Here is a 21,029-nt window from a genome sequence, read left to right as displayed (position 1 = left end):
CAAGGAGGAGAGCGAGGCATGGAGACGATTAAAGTCGGACTCGTCGGCACCGGATGGTGGTCGGACAAACATCTGCAGGCGTGGAACCGCATTCCGAACGTCCGCGTTCATGCGCTCTGCAACCGCAGCCGCGAGAAGCTGCTGCGCAAGGCTGCCCGGTACGGCGTGCCCGAATCGAGGTGTTACGCGAGCCTGGACGAGATGCTGAGCGAAGGGGATATCGACGTCGTCGACATCGTGACCGGGCCGGAGACGCACTTGGAATTCGTACGCAAGGCGGCGGCCGCAGGCAAAGCGATCCTGTGCCAGAAGCCGTTCTCGACGAATATCGAGGACGCGGAAGCGATGGTGGCCGCTGCCGAATCGGCGGGCGTGCGGTTGATGGTCACGGAAAACTGGCGGTGGCTGCAGAGGTTCCAGACGGCTAAGCAGGTGCTCGAGCAAGGCCGATTGGGCAAACCGAGCGTCGCCCGTTACGTGCATTCGGATTACTACACGCCGCGCATGGCCCCTGGAGTCGAGCTTCCGCAGCCGTTCTTCCGGGACATGCCGCGGTTACTGTTCTACGAGATGGGCGTGCACTGGTTCGATACGTGGCGCTTCCTGTTCGGCATGCCGAAGCGGCTGTACGCGGAGACGCTGTCCGTCAGTCCTCACGTGCAAGGAGACGACTCCGGCATCGTCGTGCTCGGCTACGACGGCTTCTACGGCTTCCTCGACATGAGCTGGGCGACGCGCCAGCGGCTCGATCTTCCGCTCGGAGAAACCGTCGGACCGGTGCACCTAGAGCAGCTCGTCATCGACGGCTCGGAGGGCAGCCTCAAGCTGTACACGGACGGGCGCTTGACGTTCGTCGGCAAGGACGGCGCCTCGGAGGAGGAGCTGCTTCCGCCGCACGAGCTCGATCACGAGGAGAGCCATTACCGGCTGCAGTCTCACTTCATCGACAGCCTTCGGTCGGGCGCGCCGTTCCAGACCGGCGGCGCGGACAACGTCGAGACGCTGCGACTCGCGTTCGGCGTCTACGAAAGCGCGGAGAAGCATATGCCGGTCACGTTCGGCGGGTAAAGCTTTAGCGTAGGTGTCCTTTTGCTGCTAATGTCCGGTTATCTCCATCTTGAGAGCAATTGCGTAGCACCGGGCTCTTGCATGTATTCGATTATTCGTATAGATTTACGCAGTCTATCTGATGCGGGGTAATCGTATATGGTTTTTCACGTATAATTTTCCATATTTGCCGTTGCGCGCCGAATAAAAGCGATATTTCGAATAGAATGACGGATTAACGTCAGCCATATTTATATAAGCATGAAATATCGTGTTCATGTCAGCCGAGGCACAACGGTACTTCCGCAATAAGCTTGAAAGCCGCATACATCCGTATCAACCCTAAGGGGCTGTACGAGAAGTCATCCGATCATGACTTCTCATACAGCCCCTTCGCCTTATCCGAATGCCTATAAGATCCGTTCGCCCAGCAGCGAACCGATAAGCTCCAGCGTCAATTCGGTCGTCTTGCTTCCCGCATCGAGCGCGGGGCTGAGTTCGACGAACTCGGCTGAGGTGACGATGCCCGATTCGTTCAGCATCTCCAGCGCGAGATGCGCTTCGCGGTAGCTGAGTCCGCCCTGGACGGGCGTGCCTGTGCCGGGCGCGACGCCGGGGTCGACGCTGTCGATGTCGAAGCTGAGATGAACGCCGTCCGTGCCGGCACCGGCGATGCGGATCGCTTCCTCGATCACCTGGCTCATTCCTCTGCGATCGACGTCGTGCATCGTGAAACAAGTGATGTTGCGCGATTTAATATAGGCCTTCTCTCCGGGATCCAGCGACCTGGCGCCGATCAGCACGACGTTCTCGGGCTTGATCTTCGCCGCCTCGCCGCCGATGCGCGTGAGCCGTTCGTCGCCTTCGCCGAGGCTTACCCGCAGCGACATGCCGTGTATGTTGCCCGATTCGGTAGACTCGGGCGTATTGAGATCGGAGTGGGCGTCGATCCAGATGACGCCGAGATTCCGGTAGTGCGGCGCGATGCCGGCGATCGAACCGATCGCGATGCTATGGTCGCCGCCGATCACGAGCGGGAATCGGCCGGCTTCGACGACGCGGGACACGCGCGCCGCGAGCGATTCGTTCACCGCGACGACCTCGGCGAGATGCTTAAGCTTCGGAGACGATGGAATTGCCTCGTTCGTCGAGCCCGTCTCGTCCGTCGAGTCTGTCGAGTCCGTCGAATCCGGAACGTCCGCCCGGACGATGCCCGCATTCTCGAACGCGATGCCGAGAGCGCGCAGCCTCGACTCGAGTCCCGCGTTCCATACGGCGGCGGGTCCGCCGCTCGCGCCCTGTCGCCCCGCGCCCAGATCGAAAGGCACGCTCAGTATCGCGATCTCTTTAGGTGCAGTCATGGCGTGAGCCCCTTCCTTGCGAGTAATGCCGATGTCGGCTCCGTCGGATACTCCTATTTTAACACGAATCCGCGACTCGCTCGACGATGGACAGCCTTATCGGGGCGCGGATTTTCTTTTGCCATCGGACCGGGTATAATAGGAAGGTTCTTACTCGACTAGAAGGTGACCTCATGAGCGCTATTAAGATCGTAACCGACTCGACGACAGACCTCCCGGCGGAGCTGATCAAGAAATACGACATAGAAGTGATTCCCCTCTCGGTGTACGTGGACGGGGAAACCTACCTGGATAACGTAACGATTACCCCTCTCGAATTCATCGATAAAATGAAGGGAGCTTCCGAGCTCCCCAAAACGTCGTTGCCGCCCGTCGGCGCGTTCGTCGATCTGTACGACCGGCTCGGCGCAGGAGGAAACACGATCATCTCCATCCATATGACGAGCGGACTGAGCGGCACGTATAATGCCGCGTGCCTCGCCGCGGAGATGTCGGACAGCCGCGTCGAAGTCGTCGACTCCCAGATGATCTCGCAAGCGCTAGGCTTCCAAGTGATCGAAGCGGCCAAGATGGCCCGCGATGGACGGTCCGCGGAAGAGATCTTGGCGAGGCTGAGGGAAGTTCTGACCCAGACGTCGCTGCTCGTCGTCGTGGACACGCTGGACAACTTGATCAAGGGCGGCCGTATCGGCAAAGCGGCCGGATGGATCGGGTCGCTGCTGAGCATTAAGCCGATCGCGATGCTCGACAAAGGCGTGTACACGCCGATCGCTCGCGTGCGCAACATGTCCCAGGTGATCAAGACGCTCATCGAGCGGTTCGAACAGGATATCGCGGGCAAAACCGTTCGCGGCATCGGCATTTCCCATGCGGACAACTTGCCGCTCGCGCAGAAGCTGACCGAGCAGATCGCCAAGTTCACCTCCGCGCCGGTGACCGTTAGGCCCGCTACCCCGGTCATTACGACGCATACGGGGCCCGGCGCGATCGGCTTCATGTATTACGCGGACTAACGCGCGCTCGCTCGCGTTCGCCTCGGCCGTCTTCGGACGCCGAGGCTTATTTTTATTCCCGGCAGGGTATAAGCCGATTCGCCCGCGGGACAATACGCACAGTGCGGAACTGTCTATTCCAACGGATAAGGAGCGGATCGCAAGTGTCAAGCGTTCAAGAGGCGATCGCGGCGCGTCTACATGCGTCTAGCCGCATCGACGAAGCGGAGGAAGTCGATCGGCGCGTGAAATTCATGCAAGACTACGTCGTATGCGCGGGAGCCAAGGGCTTCGTGCTCGGCATGTCGGGAGGTCAGGACTCGACGCTGGCGGGCAAGCTGGCGCAGTTGGCGGTCGACGGGCTGAACGCCGCTTCTCCGGATGCGGGCTATACGTTCCTCGCGGTGCGGTTGCCCTACGGTGTTCAGAGGGACGAGAGCGACGCGCAGGACGCGATCCGATACATCGGGCCGACGCGAGCGGTCACGGTGAACGTCAAGCCTGCGGTCGACGCGTCCGTCGCCGCGTTCGAACAGGCGACGGGGGAGCGGCTGAGCGATTTTCTGAAAGGCAACGTGAAGGCTCGCGAGAGGATGAAAGCGCAATACGATCTCGGCGCGCATTATCGGCTGCTCGTACTCGGAACGGATCACGCGGCGGAGGCGATTACCGGCTTCTACACGAAGCACGGCGACGGCGCGTGCGACTTGGCTCCGCTCTACGGTCTCGACAAGCGGCAGGGAAGAGCGCTGCTGAAGCTGCTCGGCTGCCCGAAGCATCTGTACGAGAAGGTGCCGACGGCGGACTTGGAGGAGGAGAAGCCCGGCTTGCCGGACGAGACGGCGCTCGGCGTCACGTACGAGCAATTGGACGATTACTTGGAGCTGAAGGCTGTGCCCGAGGAAGCGAAGAGGCTAATCGAGCAACGGTATAAGGCGTCCGAGCATAAGCGGCAAGGTCCGGTGACGCCGTACGACGACTGGTGGAAGCAAGGTTGACCAGCGCTCGCATAATTTACCTGCGATCGGCACACGCTAACCCGAAATCAACTTCGGGAAGCGTGGGCTGATCTGTATGTGCAACCGCTATTCATTAACGGCGGAGTTATCGGATTTAACGGTCGAATTCGGGATCGACAGCGTGCATATCCCGTATAACCGGCGGTATAATATCTCGCCGACGCAGCTCATTCCGGTCATCGAGCGGACGGGCGAAGAGCTCATCCTGAAGCAGCAGCGGTGGGGGCTGATGCCGTATTGGGGCAAGAGCTCCGTCAACACGAGCTTGGATTCTCTCGGCGACAAGCCGTATTTGGGGACGATGCTGAAGAAGAAGAGATGCGTCCTTCCGTGCAGCGGGTTCTACATCTGGAAGCAAGAAGGGAAAATCAAGCGCGCTTGGCGGGTCGTTCACGGCGATCGCCGGACGTTCGCGTTGCCGGGCTTGTACGACGTGTGGCTCGATTCGGAGAAGAACGAATATCCGATGTGCACCGTCATCACGGGGGACAACGCGTTCGGCACCGACCATGCGCTGCCGCTCGTGCTGGACCGCGACGGGATGGACGAGTGGCTCGATCCGAAGGAGAACCGGATCGACCGGCTCATCGGAATGCTTCGCGGGCTGCCGAGAGCCGACTTCCACGCGTACCCGGTCACGCCGCTCGTCGAGAGCATGGCGCTGGAGACGCCGGATTTCATCGCCGAGCTGTTGCCGGATTACCCGCTGGTGAGGGGATAAGACGTCTCTATAAGCCGCCGTCCCGATATTGGAATCGGGGCGGCTTTTTTCTATTCCAGCATTCCCGGATTGTCATGTATAATGGGGGAACATCAACGCATGGAGGGAACCCGTTGGCGCAGTTATATTACAAATACGGCACAATGAACAGCGGCAAGTCTTTCGAGATTATCAAGGTCGCCCATAATTACGAAGAACAAGGGAAGCCCGTCATTATTTTCACCCCGTCGATCGATACGCGAGGCGGCGTCGACCAAGTCGGGTCGCGCGTCGGCATGTCGCGTCCGGCCATCCCGGTCGACGCGAATACGAATTTGTACGAGAGCGTCCGGACGCACGAGACGGGCCAAGGCAACAAGCGCATCTATTGCGTTCTCGTCGACGAGGCGCAATTCCTGAACAAGCGGCAGGTGCTGGAGCTGACCCGCGTCGTGGACGAGCTCGGCATTCCGGTCATGGCGTTCGGGTTGAAGAACGACTTCCAGAACCAGCTGTTCGAGGGAAGCTACAACTTGCTCATCCAAGCCGACAAGATCGAAGAGATCAAGACGATCTGCTGGTACTGCGATCGCAAGGCGACGATGGTCATTCGTTTCCGCGACGACGTCCCCGTCAACGAAGGCGAGCAGATCCACATCGGCGGCAACGAAGATTACAAGCCGGTATGCCGGCGGTGCTACAATAACGCGTTCAAGCCGCAGTAGGCTTGCGGCGGCGCCTCGTAACGAAGGAGTCTACGGATGCTGTTCGTGTGGATCGCATTATGGGCAGTAGCCCTGATCGTATGGCTGTCGGAGCCGAGATCGCCGGTCAATCGGCGGCTCGGCTTGCTTGCGTTCTCGGGAGGGGCGGGCGCTTGCGCGGCGACGCTCGCCAACGTCGTCATTCCGTCGTTGTCTTCGGAAGCGGCAAGCTCGTTCGGTCGGGTTTTATACGACGTACAGGCGATCTCGTCGGTAACGTGTTATTACGGCGTTCCGTACGCGTTCCTCTTGTTCGCTATGGCTTACCGGCCGATTCGGCTTCCCGCGTCGTTCGATCGGTGGTCATCGTTAGCGCTGCTGCTGCCGATCGCGGGATTCGTGCTATTCACCCCGTTCTACAGCGAGAGCAAACCCGTAACGTTCGAAGCGATCGTCTGGTGGGCGATTCCGCATTTCGCGATCGGCGCCTGGGCGATTGTGACGAAGCCGTCCCGGCATTACGCGCGTTCCCGGGCGCATTGGATCATCTGCCTCGCGGTATTGCCGCCCGCCCTGTTCGCGATGGTCGTTAGCTATATTCTGCCGAGCTTAGGCATGCGGGAGATGTGGCGGTTCAACACGTGGTTCGTCGGCATCGGCGTCGCCGTGTTCTTCGGCGGGCTATTCACGTACGGCTTCCTCGGCGTGCGCGTGCTCATCGATCGGCGCAGGCTCGATTCGACGATGCGGGCGGTCACGTCGGGCACGGCGATTCTTCACCATGCAATCAAGAACGACGTGGGGAAAATGAGGCTGTTCGGCGAGAAGATGAAGGCATATGCGGAATCGACCGGCCAACCGGAGCTGCTGGATGACGTCCAAGCGGTATTGAACGCGTCGCGTCACATTCAAGAGATGATCGCCCGGGTTCACAGGCGGACGGAAGATCTCGTCCTCCGGCCGGCCGAAACCGATCTCGGCGAATTAATCGAACGCGTCGTGCGTTCCCACGAGCCGAAGCTCGGCAAGATCGCGCTTCGAATGGATGTTCCGGCAGGTTGGCAATGCCGGTTGGACGCCGCGCAAGTGGGGGAAGCGATCAATAACGTCGTCTCGAACGCCATCGAAGCGATGGCCGGCGAAGGAACGCTGGAGATCGCGCTGCGGGCGACGAAGCGGGAGCTGTCGCTGGAAGTCCGCGATTCCGGTCCGGGCATGGATAAATCGCAGGCGGCGCGTGCGCTCGAACCGTTCTATACGACGAAACGCGGCGACGCGAATTTCGGTCTTGGTTTGCCATATGCTTATCACGTCATACGCAAGCACGGCGGTTCGCTTCATATTCGAGGCAAAGCCGGATCGGGCACAATTGTCGCGCTTACGTTCCCGAAGCGGAGCGTTCGCGCGCTGCAAGCTTCCGCCGAAGGTCTAACTGCGCCGGGGAGGTCCATACATGGATAACGTTAAGTTATGGTTCGTCGAAGACGATCCGGATTGGCTTCGGGGCTTGTCCGCGTATTTGAGCGCGTTGCCGGACATCGAGATCGTATTCGCCGCCTCGCGGCCGGAACAAGTGAGAGAGGCGCTGGCCGATTCGAGCATGCAAGAAGCGGACGTCGTGCTCATGGACATTATGCTGGACGGCGCGCCGGAAGGAATTCGCCTGGCGGAGGAAGTCGCGCTGGCGAAGGGCGCGCGCGTTATCATGCTCACATCGATGGAAGAGAAGGAGTTCATCTTCCGCTCGTTCCAGGCTGGCGCGATCGACTATCAGATCAAGTCCGACTTCGAGAGCTTGCCCGAAGCGATCCGCGCCGCCGCGCGTCGCCAATCGCCGATCAGCCCCGCGGCGGCGGAACGGATGCGCGAGGAGTTCCGCAGGCTGAAGAGGATCGAGCGCGAATTCGAGACGAAGACGATGCGGGATAAGCTGACGCCGTCCGAGCTGCAATTGCTCGAGCTGGTGGACCGAGGCTATACGCAATCGGAGATGGCCAATAAGTTGGTCGTCTCGATTCGGACGGTGAAGAACCACATCAACCATATCTTGAAGAAGCTGAAGGCTCCGGGCTCGAAGGAAGCGGCGAGACAAGCGAAGGAGCTCGGCTTGCTGCACGGCGAGCGAGAAGGAGCGCAAGGTCGGGACGGCTCTAACTGAATAGACGACGAAGTAGTACCACGAATAGTTGGTACTATTTTTTTTGCGCCATTTTCCTAGAATGAAGGTGTGGGAAGGCTAGTAGAAACGACGGATCAAGGGAGTGGGCTTATGGCGTTCGAGGCGTTCACGGGGGCGCACGGCTGGGGAATCGCGATGGCCGCCGCGCCGGCGATCGGCATCGTCGCAGGCCGGAGACGGCTGAGACGGGAGAGGGCGGATAAGGCGGCGCGGACATTGCTGGCCGCGATATTGGTCGGCAGCGAAATCTCGCTCTACGTCTGGTACGCGGTCACGGACAATTGGGGCCTGCATTCCCTCCCGTTCCAACTATGCAGCATGATGGTGTGGGCTTCCGCGGCGCTGCTCGTCACCCGAAGCCGGAAGCTATACGACGTCGCCTTCTTCCTAGGATTGCTGGGAGCATTGCAGGCGTTGCTTACGCCGGACTTGGACGCCGCGATCTATTCGTTCCGGTATTTCCACTTCTTCCTGGCCCACGGCGCCATTATCGCGGCCGGCGTTTACATGACGGCGGTAACCGGGTGGCGGCCGACCGCGGCGTCGGCTTTCAAGGCGTTCGGGTGGCTGAACGCGCTTGCCGTGCCGGCGGCGATTACGAACGCGATCGCGGGAACGAACTTCATGTTCCTGGCCCGCAAGCCGAGCGCGGGCTCGCTGCTCGATCTGCTGTCGCCGTGGCCGTGGTACGTACTGGAACTGGAAGCCGTCGCATTGCTCATGTGCTCTGCCTTGCTCGGGCTCGTCGTCGCGGCCGACGCGCTGCTCGGAGCCGCAACCCGCCGTCAATCATAGCAATAATCAATAGTAAATAGGCAATCTCGATTCCTGATTTGCGCGGCTCAAACCGATACAATAAGAGAGATACTGTTTAAACACGAATCGTCGTTTAGGGGGCTCGCAGAAGATGGACGTGACAAGACTGAGCTTGAACGGTCAATGGCAATTCCGAAGGGCGGGAGAAGACGGGTGGAAGACGGGCAACGTACCCGGATCGCTCGTCGCCGACTTGCTCGGACTCGGATTAATCGAGGACCCGTATTACCGGGACAACGAATACGAAGCGATGAAGCTGTTCGAAGATGATTACGAATACCGGCGGTCGTTCGAGGTAACGTCCGAGCTGCTGGCGGCGAGCAAGGTGCTGCTGAGGTTCGAGGGGTTGGACACGCTGGCCGAAGTGACGGTGAACGGCAAGCCGGCTTTGTCAGCGGACAATATGTTCCGCGCGTACGAGATCGACGCGAAGGAGCTGCTCGTCGCGGGGACGAACGAGATCGCCGTCGCGTTCCGCTCGCCGCTCAAGTTCATCCGCCGCAAGCACGAAGAGAACCCGATCTGGAGCCACGTCATTACGGTGGACGGTTTCACGCACCTGCGCAAGGCGCATTACATGTTCGGGTGGGATTGGGGACCGATCTTGCCGGACTGCGGCATCTGGAAGGACGTGGAGATCGTCGCGATAGCCGAAGCCCGGTGGAGCGACGTCACGTTCAGGCAGGAGCATGCGGACGGTTCTGCGAAGCTGCGGCTGTCGCTGCGCTGCGAGGAGATCGACGGGGAGACGAACGAAGCGATCGTGACGGTAACGTCGCCGGACGGCTCGGCGCGGTACGAGGCGATCGCGCGGTTGAACGGCGGCCAAGCGGAGGCGGCTATCGAGATCGCGGATCCGTTGCTGTGGTGGCCGAGAGGCTATGGCGAACAGCCGCTGTACGGAGTTAACGTGCGGCTTACGCGCGGAGATCGCGTACTGGACGAGCGGACGTACCGCGTCGGCCTTCGCACGCTGACCGTGAATACGGACGCGGACGAGTGGGGCAGGCAGTTCGCTTTTCAGATTAACGGGGTTAAGATCTTCTCGATGGGCGCGGACTATATACCGGAAGACAACATTATCTCCTATGCGACGCGCGAGCGTTCCGAACGTCTGATCCAAGACTGCGCGGCTGCGAACTTCAACACGATCCGCGTGTGGGGCGGCGGGTACTACCCGGGCGACGACTTCTACGACCTGTGCGACGAGTACGGGATGATCGTCTGGCAAGACTTGATGTTCGCTTGCGGCGTATATGAGCTTAGCGACGAATTCAAGCGCAACGCGAACCTTGAAGTCGCCGATAATATCGGGCGCCTGCATCACCATGCGTGCCTCGGGCTCGTGTGCGGCAACAACGAGATCGAGATGTTCTTCGAGGACGGACGGATCGAGAAGTCGGAGAAGAACGTGACGTCGTATTTGAACTACTTCGAGCGGGACTTGCCGAAGCTGGTCGCGGAGCTTGCGCCGGACACGTTCTATTGGCCGGGTTCGCCTTCCTCGGGCGGCGATCTGTTCGAATCGAACGGGGAAGATTACGGCGACGGCCACTTCTGGGACGTCTGGCACGGCAACAAGCCTTTTACCGAATACCGCAAAACGTACTTCCGCTACATGTCGGAATTCGGCTTCGAATCGCTGCCGGACCGGAAGACGATCGAGTCGTTCACGCTGCCGGGCGAGCGCAACCTGTTCTCCTACGTGATGGAGAGCCATCAGAAGAACCCTTCGGGCAATCAGAAAATATTGACGTACCTGTCCGAAAACTATCAGTATCCGAAGGACATGCCTTCTCTCGCGTACGTGTCGCAGCTGCTGCAGGCGGAAGCGATGCGTTACGGCGTCGAGCATTGGCGTCGTCATCGCGGCCGTTGCATGGGCGCGCTCTATTGGCAGCTGAACGATTGCTGGCCGACGGCTTCATGGTCGAGCATCGACAGCTTCGGACGGTGGAAAGCGCTGCACCATTACGCCAGCAGGTTCTATGCGCCGGTGCTCGCTTCCGCGTGCGAGGAAGGGACGCACGTCGCATTCCACGTGACGAACGAGACGATGGCGGACGTTCGGGGACTGCTGACGTGGCAACTTCGCGATATGGCGGGGACGGTTTACGCCGAAGGCGGGCAACAGGTGCATGTCGAGGCGTTGAGCACGCGACTGGTCGAAGAAGTCGACTTCGCGGATCGATTGCCCACGGCGGCATCGAAACGTCAGCTCTACGTGGACTACGGCTTCTCGGTCGACTTCGCGGAAGTGAGCGGAGGCAGCGTGCTCTTCGCGAAGGCGAAGCATCTCGAGCTGCGGCAGCCGAACATCCGGACGGAGGTCGCGGATCTCGGAGACCGGTTCGCCGTCACGGTGACCGCCGAGGCGTTCGCCAAGGACGTCATGCTGGACGCGCCGTGGGAGTCGCGCTTCAGCGACAACTATTTCGATCTATCCGCCGGCGACCGCAAAGTTGTACAATGGTTGAAGCCGACGGGTTCCGAATGCCCGGGCGCCGCCGAATTCGCCGAGTGGCTCGAGGTTCGGAGCTTGATCGATACTTATTGAAGCGGGAGTGACGGGCGCATGTTGCTGCACAAAGGGCAAAAGCTATTGTTCATAGGGGATTCCATAACCGATTGCGATCGCGCGAAACCGAGCGGAGAAGGGTTGTTCGGGGCGCTGGGCAAAGGTTACGTATCGTTGGTCGACGCGTTGCTCCAAGCCGTCTATCCGGAGCTGGGCATTCGCGTTATCAATACGGGGAACAGCGGCAATAACGTCGTCGACCTGGAGAAAAGGTGGCAAGCGGACGTCATCGACCGGAAGCCGGACTGGCTGTCGATCATGATCGGCACGAACGACGTATGGCGGCAGTACGATACGCCGTTCATTACGGATTGGCACGTGTACAAGGATACGTACGAAGCGACGCTGCGCAAGCTCGTCGCCGAGACGAAGCCGCTTCTACAAGGCGGACTCGTGCTCATGACGCCGTTCTTCATCGAGACTAACGAGAAGGACAAGATGCGCGCGACGATGGACGAATACGGCGCGGTCGTTCGGGCGGTCGCCGCGGATTACGGCGCGTTGTTCGTCGATACGCAGGCGGCTTTCAACGAGGTGTTGAAGGAGCTTTACTCGGGGACGCTCGCGTGGGACCGCGTCCATCCGACGCAAGCGGGACATATGGTGCTCGCCCGCGCGTTCTTGGACAAAGTCGGATTCGAGTGGAAAAGATAGTTGCTCTCTTTGCGTCACTATCCCTTTCGGTCAGGATGCCGCGATTGTCGGCGCTCTGACCGGAGGGGATTTTGCGCTGGCGGCGGGAATTACGTTGGGTACTGTCAGATTAACGTTATGAGACAGCGCTAATTGGTCACGGTGCGAGGGATCGCCGGATTAACGTTATGAGACAGCGCTAATTGGTCACGGTGCGAGGGATCGCCGGAATAACGTTATGAGACAGCGCTAAATGGGCAAGGTGCGAGGAAACGCCGGAATAACGTTATGAGACAGCGCTAAAATGTCCGTTCACCCCTCCAGCCGGAACCGTTCCAACTGGTCGGACAATCCCTCCCGCCGCAAAATCTCGACCTGCTTCGGGCCTATGAGATCGAAGTGGGGATAAGGCGGCCGGTCATGAATGTAGCGGGGGTTGAGCCCGTTGGCGACGCACCATGCCCGCAGCGTCGGAAGATGCGCGCAGCCGACCTTCGTCACCGTGCGGACGCCGGGAAAGCGCGGGTCGAGCCAGTAATGCGTCAAGTAGGCGATTTCGCCGCGGGTTACCGCCGTTTTCCATGCGTCGAGTTCCGCTCTGTCGATGCCGAATGCCATGAAGTATCGTATCCTCCCGCCGAACGTATAAGTTAAACCATTATAGCACGCGACGGACCGCCGATTGATAGGCATGGCGACAACCGTCGCACGAAAGAAGACGCCATGGACATTTTTATCCACATTTTGCTGAACAACGTATTGCCGCTCTCCATCGTCATCTCGATCGGCGTCGTCATGCATCGGATATTCGATCTGGACATCAAGACGCTCTCGAAGCTGAACTTCTACTTGTTCTCGCCCGCGATCATGTTCCAGTTGCTCTACGAGACGGAAATATCGCTGAAGCTGTTCGGCCAAGTCATGTGGTTCTTCCTCTTGTTCATGGGGGCGCAGTACCTCGTGCTCGAGGCGGTCATCCGGCTTCGCCGTTACGAGGGCGGGAAGCGAAGCGCAATGCGCAACAGCGTGCTGTTCTACAACAGCGCTAACTACGGCATCCCGATCAACCAGCTCGCGTTCTCGGGCAACCCGTATACGCTGTCTATTCAGGTCATCATTATGATGATGCAGTCGCTCGTTCCGAACACGTACGGCATCTACAGCGTGAACGCGCACAAAGCCGATTGGCGCGACATTCGCAAAGTCATCCTGTCGATGCCGGTCATCTACGTCATTCCGCTGGCCTTCCTGCTGAGAGGCTTCGAGGTGCCGTTGCCGCAATCGATCGACATCTCGGTCGACTACTTGGCGAACGCGTTCATCGGCACCGCGCTGTTCACGCTCGGCGTGCAGCTAGGCAGCATTCGCGGCACGTTGAGCCGCAAGCTGGCGGTCGACGTCGGCTTGTCTTCGGCGCTGCGTTTGATTGTCGGTCCGCTGCTCGCGTGGGGCGTCGTCCTGTTGCTCGGCCTGGACGGGCTCATGGCGGCCGCGCTCATCGTATCGTCCGCTGTGCCGACGTCGCTTAGCAGCGTGTTGCTCGCGGTCGAGTTCGACAACGAGCAGGATTTCGCTTCGCAGACCGTGCTCGTCAGCACCGTATGCAGCATCGCGACGGTGACGGCCGTCATCTACTTGTTGAACATCTAACGGATCTTTACGTATGGCGATCGGGTCGAGAGGCCCGGTCGTCTTTTGTTGACTCACAGTCAAATGAACGTAATTATTGTATACTGGCAGTAAAGTTCACCCACAGTTAAAGTGATACAATGATGATGTAGCGTAATCACTTCCCGATACGAAGGAGAGTGCAAGATGCAGAACGTCAGGATCGGCATTGTGGGCTTAGGGAACATGGGAACCGGCCATGCCCAGTATTTGATTGAAGGTCAAGTTTCCGGCGCGACATTGGCGGCGGCTTGCGACGTAAGGCCCGAGAGGCTGAGTCAACTGAAAGCGGAGTGGGGCGACCGCGTGAAGCTGTACGATTCGCCGGAAGCGATGTTCCGCTCGGGCGACGTCGACGGTGTCATTCTGTGCACGCCGCATTACGATCATCCGAAGCAAGCGATCGAGGCGTTCGCGCACGGCTTGCACGTGCTCGTCGAGAAGCCGGCCGGCGTCTATACGAAGCAAGTTCGCGAGATGAACGAAGCCGCCGCCGCGAGCGGTAAAATATACGGCATCATGTACAATCAACGGACGAACGCTCTCTACGTGAAGCTTCGCGAGCTGATCGCGTCCGGAGAGCTCGGCGAGATCCGCCGCACGAACTGGATCATCACGAACTGGTACCGTTCTCAGGCGTACTACAACTCCGGCGGCTGGCGCGCGACGTGGGCCGGCGAAGGCGGCGGCGTCCTGATCAACCAGGATCCGCATCAACTGGACCTGTGGCAGTGGACGACGGGTCTCATGCCGAAACGCGTCCGCGCGTTCTGTCAATTCGGCAAGCATCGCGACATCGAAGTCGAGAACGACGTAACCGCTTACGTCGAATACGAGAACGGCGCGACGGGCGTGTTCGTTACCTCGACGTACGAGACGCCGGGCACGAACCGGTTCGAGATCAGCGGCGACCGGGGCAAAATCGTCATCGAAGACGACAAAATGACGTTCTGGCGCCTCCGCGAGCTCGAATCGGAGTTCAACGCCAGAAATACGGCAAGCTTCGCCCAGCCGGAATGCTGGAAGTTCGACATTCCGATCGTGCCGAGCAATGCGCAGCACGTGCACATTACGCGCAACTGGGTGGAATCGATCTTGAACGGCACGCCGCTCATCGCGCCGGGCGAGGAAGGCATTCGCGGTTTGACGATCTCCAACGCGATGCAACTGTCGACGTGGATTGACGGATGGGTCGACCTGCCGATCGACGAGGAACTGTATTGCGCGAAGCTGCAGGAGCAGATCGCGAAGTCGGAAGCGCGGGCCGCGCAGCCGGCCGGACGATAAGGGGGAGAGACGGCGATGTCGAGAGCGAACGGCATGAATTACGCGCCGCAAGGCAAGCCGCGTCCGGTCGTCGGAGCGGGGGAATTCGTCTTCGCGGCGACGGCGCTGGAGCACGGACACATCTACGGGATGTGCAACGGGCTGCGCGAAGCGGGCGCGACGCTGAAGTGGGTGTACGACCCGGATCCGGCGAAGGTCGAGAAGTTCGTGGCGGCGTATCCGGAAGTACGAGCGGCGGCGTCTCTGGAGCAAATCCTGCAGGATCCGGAAGTGCGGCTCGTAGCCGCCGCGGCCATTCCGTGCGATCGCGGGCCGCTCGGCGTGAAGGTCATGCGCCATGGCAAACATTATTTTACGGACAAGACGCCGTTCACCTCTCTGGAGCAGTTGGAGGAAGCGCGGTCCGTCGCCGCGCTGACCGGACGCAAGTACGCGGTTTATTACAGCGAGCGTCTGCACGTGGAGAGCGCGGTGTTCGCCGGTCAGCTCGTCCATGACGGCGCGATCGGCCGGGTCGTGCAAGTGCTCGGACTCGGTCCGCACCGGTTGAACGCGGGGGCGCGGCCGGAGTGGTTTTTCCGCAAGGCGCAATACGGAGGCATTCTGTGCGATATCGGCAGCCACCAGATCGAGCAGTTCCTGTATTACGCGGGCTGCGCCGACGCCGAGGTTCTGCATAGCAAGGTAGGCAACTATAACGCTCCGGACTATCCCGAGCTCGAGGACTACGGCGACGCGACCCTTCGGGGCGACAACGGCGCGACGAACTACTTGCGCGTCGACTGGCTGACGCCGGACGGACTATCCACTTGGGGCGACGGCAGGACGATGATTCTGGGCACGAACGGATACATCGAGCTGCGCAAATACGTCGATATCGCAAGGCAATCCAGCGGCGATCACCTGTACTTGGTGAACGGCGAAGGCGAGCATCATCTGGAGCTCGGCGGCCAAGTCGGCTTCCCGTACTTCGGCGAGCTCATTCTCGATTGCCTGAACGGGACAGAGAAGGCGATGACGCAGGCGCACGCGTTCAAAGCCGCAGAGCTGTGCTTGAAGGCTCAGTCGCAAGCGGTGCGCGTATAAATCGATCGATTCGATTAACGAGGAGGAAACACGATGATGAAGCTGTCCGTATTCACGGTGGCGACGCCGGAGCTAGGTCCGGACGAATTGGCCGCCGCGGCTAAAGCCGCAGGGCTGGAAGGCATCGAATGGCGGTACACCGAGGTGCCCGCGGAAGTCGCGAACCAGCCGCATTCTTACTGGGGCAACAATATTTGCACGATTCGTCCGTCCGGCGGGGAGGCCGAGCTCGCTCGGTTCAAGGCGGCGGCGGAACGCCACGGCGTCCAGTCGATCAGCGTCACTCCGTACTTGAAGGCGGGAGATCTCGAGGCGACGGAGCAGGTACTGCGGGCGGCGAAGACGCTCGGCGCTTCGTATATCCGACTCGGTGTTCCCGGATACGACCGCAGCCAACCGTTCGAGGAGCTGTTCGCGCTGGAGCGCGCGTACTTGCGCGATTCGGCGGCGCTATGCGCGAAATACGGCGTCAAAGGTTTGATCGAGATTCACCACAACACGATCGCCCCGACCGCCTCGGCCGCTCGCCGTCTCCTCGAAGGAATCGATCCCGCGCACGTAGGCGCGCTGCTCGATCCCGGCAACATGGTGCACGAAGGGTTCGAAAATTATAAAATGGCGCTCGAAATTCTCGGTCCTTACTTGGCGCACGTTCACGTGAAGAACGCGGGTTGGGAGCCGGGAGAACGGTCCGCCGACGGAAGCGTCGCATGGCGCAGCAAGTGGGAGCCGATCGAGCAAGGCATGGTTCCTTGGCGGCAAGTAATAGCGGACTTGGTCGCCGTCGGTTACGACGGGTACTTGGGCGTCGAAGACTTCAGCGGGAAGTTCGCGAATTCGCCGGACATGCTGACGTTCTTCTCCGAGTATATCGGCGGCATCGTGCGGGAGCTGCAAGGAAATGTTCACGTATAATCACCGGCAGCATTTGCCGATCGAGCCGGTCTTCCATTCGCACTGGTTCTACGAGGTGTATTACTTCCACGAGGGCAAGTGCAACTACTTGATCGGCGACCGGATCTACACGCTCGCGCCGGGCGACTTGATTCTCATGTACGGCATGACGCTGCATTGCGCGAAGGTCGACGATTCCGTGCCGTACATCCGCTCGATCGTGCACTTCGATCCGGCGTTGATGCGGCCATACTTGGAACAGACTCGCGCGGTCAACGTGCTGGAGCCGTTCGAGAAGTTCAAGAACTACCGGCTTAGCCTGCGCGGAGAAGACAAGGAAGAGGCGGAGCGCATTCTGGCGCTCATGCGCAAGCATCAAGAGCGCGGGGACGAGATCGGGAGCGGGCGTCTTATGCTCGCGTTCGCCGACCTGCTTCATTTCGTATACGACAAGTGCGCCCGTACGCTTCGCGAGCAACGGGAGTTCCCTTCGGAGAAGGAGAAGGCGGTGCAGGACGTCATCGCGTTGCTCGAGAGAACGTTCGCCGAGGATTTGCATATGGATCAGCTGCAGAAGGAGTTGCATCTGAGCAAGTCGTATTTGGCGAAGATTTTCAAGGAAGTGACGGGCGTGACGATCTTCGAGTACGTGTACCGCAAAAGGATCAACGAAGCGCGGATCCTGTTCCTGATGAATCCGGCGACGACGGTTACCGAGGCGTGCTTCCGGTTCGGCTTCAAGCACTTGGCGCACTTCAGCAGGCTGTTCAAGCAGATGACCGGCCTGACGCCGGAGCAATTCAAGAAGCAGGCGAAGGACAACAACCTGCGGGAGAAAGAGGTCGCATATATCGCATGGGAACGATGAAGGTTGAACAAGCGCCGATAACGCTCGATAACGTCGAGGCGGTCGTCGGCGGGATCGTCCGGCAGACGCCGGTAACGGACATGCACACGCATCTGTTCGCGGCCGAATTCGGCGGACATTGCCTGTGGGAGCTCGACGATCTGCTGACGTACCACTATCTGATCTCGGAGACGTTCCGTTGGATCGATATGCCGTACGAGCGATTCTGGAGCTTGACGAAAAGCGAGCAGGCCGACTTGATCTGGCGCACGCTGTTCGTGGAGCATTCGCCGGTCAGCGAAGCGGCGTCGGGCGTCCTGAACGTGTTCCGCCAGCTCGGTCTCGATACGTCTTCGAGAGACTTGCAGACGTATCGTGACGCCTGGGCGGCGATGACCGTGGACGGCCATATCGACGAGGTGATGAGGGCGTCGGGCGTTCGCGACATCGTCATGACGAACGATCCTCTCGACGCGGCGGAGCGGGCGACTTGGGAGCGCGGAGGCGGACGCGGGGACTCGAGGTTCCATGCCGCGCTGCGCGTCGATCCGCTCCTGAACGATTGGGATAACGCATGGCCGCAGCTGGCCGATCTCGGTTACCGGGTGTCCGCGGAGTGGTCGGAACAGACGGTGCGGGAAGTTCGCCGCTTCCTAAGCGAGTGGATCCGGCGGATGGGCGCGTTGTACTTGGCCGTATCGATGCCGGGCGACTTCGTCTATCCGGCGGCGGATCACCGCACGCGAATGATCGACGACGCGATGGTTCCGGCATGCCGCGAAGCCGGCATTCCGTTCGCGCTCATGATCGGCGTGCGCCGCCGCGTCAACCCGGGGCTGCAGCTCGCGGGAGACATGAGCATGAAGTCGGACGTCGGCGCGGTCGAGGCGCTGTGCAGGGCGTATCCGGAGCAGAAGTTCCTGATCACGATGCTGGCGCGGGAGAATCAGCACGAGCTCGCCGTCCTCGCGCGCAAATTCCGGAATCTGATGGTGTTCGGATGCTGGTGGTTCCTCCATATCGAGTCGATGGTGCGCGAGATGACGGAGCTTCGGCTGGAGTTGCTCGGCCTGTCGGTCATTCCCCAGCATTCGGACTGCCGGATTTTCGGCCAGCTGCTCTATAAATGGGAGTATTCGCGGCGCATTATCGGGGAGACGCTCGTACAGAAGTACAGGAGAGTGATCGAGACGGGCTGGACGGTAACCGAGGACGACGTGCGCCGGGATTGCGCCGACTTGTTCGGCGGCAACTTCTGGCGGTTCCTCGGTAAGCCGGTGCCTAACGTATCGACGGAAGGAGGCACAAAGTGAGCATGGACTTATTCAATTTAAGCGGCAAGACGGCGCTCGTCATCGGCGGTTCGTCGACTCTCGGCGGGCTGATGGCAGATGCGTTGGGCGCGTACGGGGCATCCGTTGCGCTCACGGGACGTTCGGCGGAGAAGGCCGAACCGGTTCGCGAACGGATCGAGGCTGCGGGCGGCGTAGCGCGCAGCTTCGCCGCGGAGGCGACCTCGAAGGCGGACCTGGAGCGGCTGCTCGGCGACGTCGTCGCGTGGACGGGCGGCGTGGACATCTTGATCAACTGCCCGGGCGTGAACAGCGCGACGCCGTTCTTCGAAATCGGCGAAGACGAATGGGACAAGATCATGGACGTGAACGCGAAGAGCGTCATGCTCGCCTGCCAAGTGTTCGGGAAGTATATGGTCGATCGGGGTCAGGGCGGCAGCATCATTAACGTCTCTTCGGTATCGTCGGGTCCGCCGTTGTCCCGCGTGTTCACGTACTCGGCTTCCAAGGCGGCGGTGAACAGCATGACGCAGTTTCTGGCTCGCGAATTCGCGCCGGCGCGCGTGCGGGTGAACGCGGTCATTCCGGGCTTCTTCCCGGCGGAGCAGAACCGGGCGATCCTGTCCGAGGAACGCGTCGCGTCGATCATGCGTCATACGCCGATGAACCGGTTCGGAGATCCGTCCGAGCTGCAAGGCGCGGTCGTCTACTTGGCATCGGAGCGGGCATCGGGCTTCGTTACCGGCTCGCTGCTGCGCGTGGACGGCGGCTTCGGAGCGATGACGATTTAATAGAGAGGAGGGCAAGTCACCATGTACATGACATTTCGCTGGTACGGCGAATCCGATCCGGTGAAGCTGTGGCAGATTCGGCAAATTCCCGGCATGAAAGGCATCGTCAGCGCGATCTACGACGTGCCGGTCGGCGAAGAATGGCCCTACGAGAAGATCTTGGAACTGAAAGAAACCATCGATGCAGCGGGGCTCGAGCTCAGCGTCATCGAGAGCGTGCCGGTGCACGAGGACATTAAGCTGGGATTGCCGACGCGCGATCTATATATCGAGAATTACGGAAAAACGCTGCGCAACCTCGCGAGGGCAGGAATTAACGTCGTCTGCTACAACTTCATGCCGGTGTTCGATTGGACGCGGTCCAAGCTCGATTATGAGCTGGAGGACGGATCGACGGCTCTCATCTACGAGGAGGAAGTCGTTCAGCGGATGAATCCGCTGTCCGGGGAGCTGTCGCTCCCGGGCTGGGATAGCAGCTACCGCAAGGAAGACTTGCAGCGGTTGTTCGACCATTACGCGCAAGTGGACGAAGAGAAGCTGTGGGATAACCTTGCTTACTTCATCCGTAGTATTATGCCGATCGCCGACGAGGTCGGCGTACGAATGGCGATTCACCCGGACGATCCGCCTTGGCCGATTTTCGGCTTGCCGCGCATCATCACGGACGAGCGGGCGTTGGCGAGATTCCTCGCGCTGCACGACAGTCCGGCGAACGGGCTGTGCGTCTGCACGGGCTCGCTCGGGGCGAATCCGGACAACGACATGCCGGCGATCGTCCGCCGCTTCGGGGCGCAAGGACGCATCAACTTCATGCATCTGCGCAACATCCGGTTCACGGGAGAGCGTTCGTTCGAGGAATCCGCGCACTTGTCGTCGGCCGGCTCGGTCGACATGGCGGAAGTCGTTCGCGCGTTGCGGGACGTCGACTTCGAAGGTCCGTTCCGTCCGGACCACGGCCGCATGATCTGGGGCGAGACCGGCAAGCCGGGGTACGGCTTGTACGACCGCGCGCTCGGCGCCGTCTATTTGAACGGCATGTGGGAAGCGTTGACGAAGGAGCGGGCGCGCCGCTAAGACGAATCCCGTTCGAACGTAAAGAAACGCTAATGAACATTATCAAACTTTTTTATCGGTC

At 60.3% G+C, this 21,029-nt stretch carries 20 protein-coding genes; 18 read left to right on the top strand and 2 right to left on the bottom strand.

All coding sequences use genetic code 11. From position 1 onward, the window contains the following. Positions 1–18: 18 nt before the first annotated feature. Positions 19–1,068 carry a Gfo/Idh/MocA family protein gene (locus tag ACFQZG_RS03995; protein ID WP_378150146.1) on the top strand — a complete coding sequence of 350 codons (1,050 nt, stop codon included), beginning with the start codon at positions 19–21 and terminating at the stop codon, positions 1,066–1,068. 389 nt (positions 1,069–1,457) lie between these two features. Here ACFQZG_RS03995 and rocF read toward each other — a convergent pair whose 3' ends face one another. Beyond that, a complete protein-coding gene (rocF, locus tag ACFQZG_RS03990; RefSeq protein ID WP_378150145.1) occupies positions 1,458–2,408 on the bottom strand; it encodes an arginase in 951 nt (316 codons plus the stop codon). Between the two features lie 173 nt (positions 2,409–2,581). Between rocF and ACFQZG_RS03985 the strand changes: the two genes are divergently transcribed. The 9 genes from ACFQZG_RS03985 to ACFQZG_RS03945 all read left to right on the top strand — a co-directional run bounded on the left by ACFQZG_RS03985 (position 2,582) and on the right by ACFQZG_RS03945 (position 12,050). Further along, on the top strand, positions 2,582–3,421 hold the full coding sequence (locus ACFQZG_RS03985) for a DegV family protein (protein ID WP_378150143.1): 840 nt from the start codon (positions 2,582–2,584) through the stop codon (positions 3,419–3,421). A gap of 143 nt (positions 3,422–3,564) precedes the next feature. After that, complete coding sequence (gene nadE, locus ACFQZG_RS03980) at positions 3,565–4,398, top strand: ammonia-dependent NAD(+) synthetase (protein ID WP_378150141.1); 834 nt, start codon at positions 3,565–3,567, stop codon at positions 4,396–4,398. A gap of 76 nt (positions 4,399–4,474) precedes the next feature. Next, positions 4,475–5,140, top strand: coding sequence for an SOS response-associated peptidase (locus tag ACFQZG_RS03975; RefSeq protein WP_378150139.1), 666 nt, complete (start codon positions 4,475–4,477; stop codon positions 5,138–5,140). Between the two features lie 113 nt (positions 5,141–5,253). Beyond that, a complete protein-coding gene (locus ACFQZG_RS03970) occupies positions 5,254–5,844 on the top strand; it encodes a thymidine kinase (protein WP_378150137.1) in 591 nt (196 codons plus the stop codon). A 36-nt stretch (positions 5,845–5,880) separates the two neighbouring features. Further along, positions 5,881–7,284: a sensor histidine kinase gene (locus ACFQZG_RS03965; protein WP_378150136.1), complete on the top strand. Its 1,404-nt coding sequence runs from the start codon at positions 5,881–5,883 to the stop codon at positions 7,282–7,284. Beyond that, positions 7,277–7,981 (top strand): response regulator transcription factor, encoded by a 705-nt coding sequence (locus ACFQZG_RS03960; protein WP_378150135.1) that lies wholly within the window; start codon positions 7,277–7,279, stop codon positions 7,979–7,981. Before ACFQZG_RS03965 ends, ACFQZG_RS03960 begins: the two co-directional genes overlap by 8 nt. Positions 7,982–8,092: 111 nt before the next feature. Beyond that, positions 8,093–8,797, top strand: coding sequence for a YwaF family protein (locus ACFQZG_RS03955; protein ID WP_378150133.1), 705 nt, complete (start codon positions 8,093–8,095; stop codon positions 8,795–8,797). Positions 8,798–8,909: 112 nt separating this feature from the next. Continuing rightward, positions 8,910–11,375: a beta-mannosidase gene (locus ACFQZG_RS03950; RefSeq protein WP_378150131.1), complete on the top strand. Its 2,466-nt coding sequence runs from the start codon at positions 8,910–8,912 to the stop codon at positions 11,373–11,375. 18 nt (positions 11,376–11,393) lie between these two features. Beyond that, entirely contained in the window at positions 11,394–12,050 is a 657-nt protein-coding gene (locus ACFQZG_RS03945; protein ID WP_378150130.1) for an SGNH/GDSL hydrolase family protein, read from the top strand. Positions 12,051–12,341: 291 nt separating this feature from the next. On the opposite strand, the gene ACFQZG_RS03940 is transcribed toward ACFQZG_RS03945, so the two are convergent. Further along, positions 12,342–12,647, bottom strand: a complete 306-nt coding sequence (locus tag ACFQZG_RS03940) for a hypothetical protein (RefSeq protein WP_378150129.1) — start codon at positions 12,645–12,647, stop codon at positions 12,342–12,344. Positions 12,648–12,752: 105 nt separating this feature from the next. Here ACFQZG_RS03940 and ACFQZG_RS03935 point away from each other — a divergent pair, with 105 nt between their 5' ends. The 8 genes from ACFQZG_RS03935 to uxuA all read left to right on the top strand — a co-directional run bounded on the left by ACFQZG_RS03935 (position 12,753) and on the right by uxuA (position 20,968). After that, positions 12,753–13,679: an AEC family transporter gene (locus ACFQZG_RS03935; protein WP_378150127.1), complete on the top strand. Its 927-nt coding sequence runs from the start codon at positions 12,753–12,755 to the stop codon at positions 13,677–13,679. Between the two features lie 165 nt (positions 13,680–13,844). Then, positions 13,845–14,984 carry a Gfo/Idh/MocA family protein gene (locus tag ACFQZG_RS03930; protein ID WP_378150125.1) on the top strand — a complete coding sequence of 380 codons (1,140 nt, stop codon included), beginning with the start codon at positions 13,845–13,847 and terminating at the stop codon, positions 14,982–14,984. A 15-nt stretch (positions 14,985–14,999) separates the two neighbouring features. Next, the gene (locus ACFQZG_RS03925; RefSeq protein ID WP_378150123.1) at positions 15,000–16,070 is read left to right on the top strand and encodes a Gfo/Idh/MocA family protein; all 1,071 of its coding nucleotides are present in this window, start codon (positions 15,000–15,002) and stop codon (positions 16,068–16,070) included. Between the two features lie 36 nt (positions 16,071–16,106). Beyond that, the gene (locus ACFQZG_RS03920) at positions 16,107–16,985 is read left to right on the top strand and encodes a sugar phosphate isomerase/epimerase family protein (protein ID WP_378150439.1); all 879 of its coding nucleotides are present in this window, start codon (positions 16,107–16,109) and stop codon (positions 16,983–16,985) included. Continuing rightward, a complete protein-coding gene (locus ACFQZG_RS03915) occupies positions 16,972–17,832 on the top strand; it encodes an AraC family transcriptional regulator (RefSeq protein WP_378150121.1) in 861 nt (286 codons plus the stop codon). The genes ACFQZG_RS03920 and ACFQZG_RS03915 overlap by 14 nt, the downstream gene beginning before the upstream one ends. Continuing rightward, positions 17,820–19,124, top strand: coding sequence for a glucuronate isomerase (locus tag ACFQZG_RS03910; RefSeq protein ID WP_378150119.1), 1,305 nt, complete (start codon positions 17,820–17,822; stop codon positions 19,122–19,124). The genes ACFQZG_RS03915 and ACFQZG_RS03910 overlap by 13 nt, the downstream gene beginning before the upstream one ends. A 2-nt stretch (positions 19,125–19,126) precedes the next feature. Next, positions 19,127–19,894 (top strand): SDR family oxidoreductase, encoded by a 768-nt coding sequence (locus ACFQZG_RS03905; protein WP_378150117.1) that lies wholly within the window; start codon positions 19,127–19,129, stop codon positions 19,892–19,894. A 21-nt stretch (positions 19,895–19,915) separates the two neighbouring features. Continuing rightward, the gene (gene uxuA / locus ACFQZG_RS03900; RefSeq protein ID WP_378150115.1) at positions 19,916–20,968 is read left to right on the top strand and encodes a mannonate dehydratase; all 1,053 of its coding nucleotides are present in this window, start codon (positions 19,916–19,918) and stop codon (positions 20,966–20,968) included. Positions 20,969–21,029: the final 61 nt, after the last annotated feature.

Origin of the sequence: Cohnella sp. GCM10027633 (genome assembly GCF_042675445.1) — a bacterium.
Taxonomy (GTDB): Bacteria; Bacillota; Bacilli; order Paenibacillales; family Paenibacillaceae; genus Cohnella.
The sequence above is the reverse complement of the archived record's forward strand: the minus strand, read 5'-3'. Positions and strand labels throughout refer to the sequence as shown.

Coding starts and splice junctions, on each gene's coding strand:
- ACFQZG_RS03995 (WP_378150146.1), top strand. CDS start 19: ATGGAGACGATTAAAGTCGGACTCGTCGGCACCGGATGGTGGTCGGAC.
- rocF (WP_378150145.1), bottom strand. CDS start 2,408: ATGACTGCACCTAAAGAGATCGCGATACTGAGCGTGCCTTTCGATCTG.
- ACFQZG_RS03985 (WP_378150143.1), top strand. CDS start 2,582: ATGAGCGCTATTAAGATCGTAACCGACTCGACGACAGACCTCCCGGCG.
- ACFQZG_RS03975 (WP_378150139.1), top strand. CDS start 4,475: ATGTGCAACCGCTATTCATTAACGGCGGAGTTATCGGATTTAACGGTC.
- ACFQZG_RS03965 (WP_378150136.1), top strand. CDS start 5,881: ATGCTGTTCGTGTGGATCGCATTATGGGCAGTAGCCCTGATCGTATGG.
- ACFQZG_RS03960 (WP_378150135.1), top strand. CDS start 7,277: ATGGATAACGTTAAGTTATGGTTCGTCGAAGACGATCCGGATTGGCTT.
- ACFQZG_RS03955 (WP_378150133.1), top strand. CDS start 8,093: ATGGCGTTCGAGGCGTTCACGGGGGCGCACGGCTGGGGAATCGCGATG.
- ACFQZG_RS03950 (WP_378150131.1), top strand. CDS start 8,910: ATGGACGTGACAAGACTGAGCTTGAACGGTCAATGGCAATTCCGAAGG.
- ACFQZG_RS03945 (WP_378150130.1), top strand. CDS start 11,394: ATGTTGCTGCACAAAGGGCAAAAGCTATTGTTCATAGGGGATTCCATA.
- ACFQZG_RS03940 (WP_378150129.1), bottom strand. CDS start 12,647: ATGGCATTCGGCATCGACAGAGCGGAACTCGACGCATGGAAAACGGCG.
- ACFQZG_RS03935 (WP_378150127.1), top strand. CDS start 12,753: ATGGACATTTTTATCCACATTTTGCTGAACAACGTATTGCCGCTCTCC.
- ACFQZG_RS03930 (WP_378150125.1), top strand. CDS start 13,845: ATGCAGAACGTCAGGATCGGCATTGTGGGCTTAGGGAACATGGGAACC.
- ACFQZG_RS03925 (WP_378150123.1), top strand. CDS start 15,000: ATGTCGAGAGCGAACGGCATGAATTACGCGCCGCAAGGCAAGCCGCGT.
- ACFQZG_RS03920 (WP_378150439.1), top strand. CDS start 16,107: ATGAAGCTGTCCGTATTCACGGTGGCGACGCCGGAGCTAGGTCCGGAC.
- ACFQZG_RS03915 (WP_378150121.1), top strand. CDS start 16,972: ATGTTCACGTATAATCACCGGCAGCATTTGCCGATCGAGCCGGTCTTC.
- ACFQZG_RS03910 (WP_378150119.1), top strand. CDS start 17,820: ATGGGAACGATGAAGGTTGAACAAGCGCCGATAACGCTCGATAACGTC.
- ACFQZG_RS03905 (WP_378150117.1), top strand. CDS start 19,127: ATGGACTTATTCAATTTAAGCGGCAAGACGGCGCTCGTCATCGGCGGT.
- uxuA (WP_378150115.1), top strand. CDS start 19,916: ATGTACATGACATTTCGCTGGTACGGCGAATCCGATCCGGTGAAGCTG.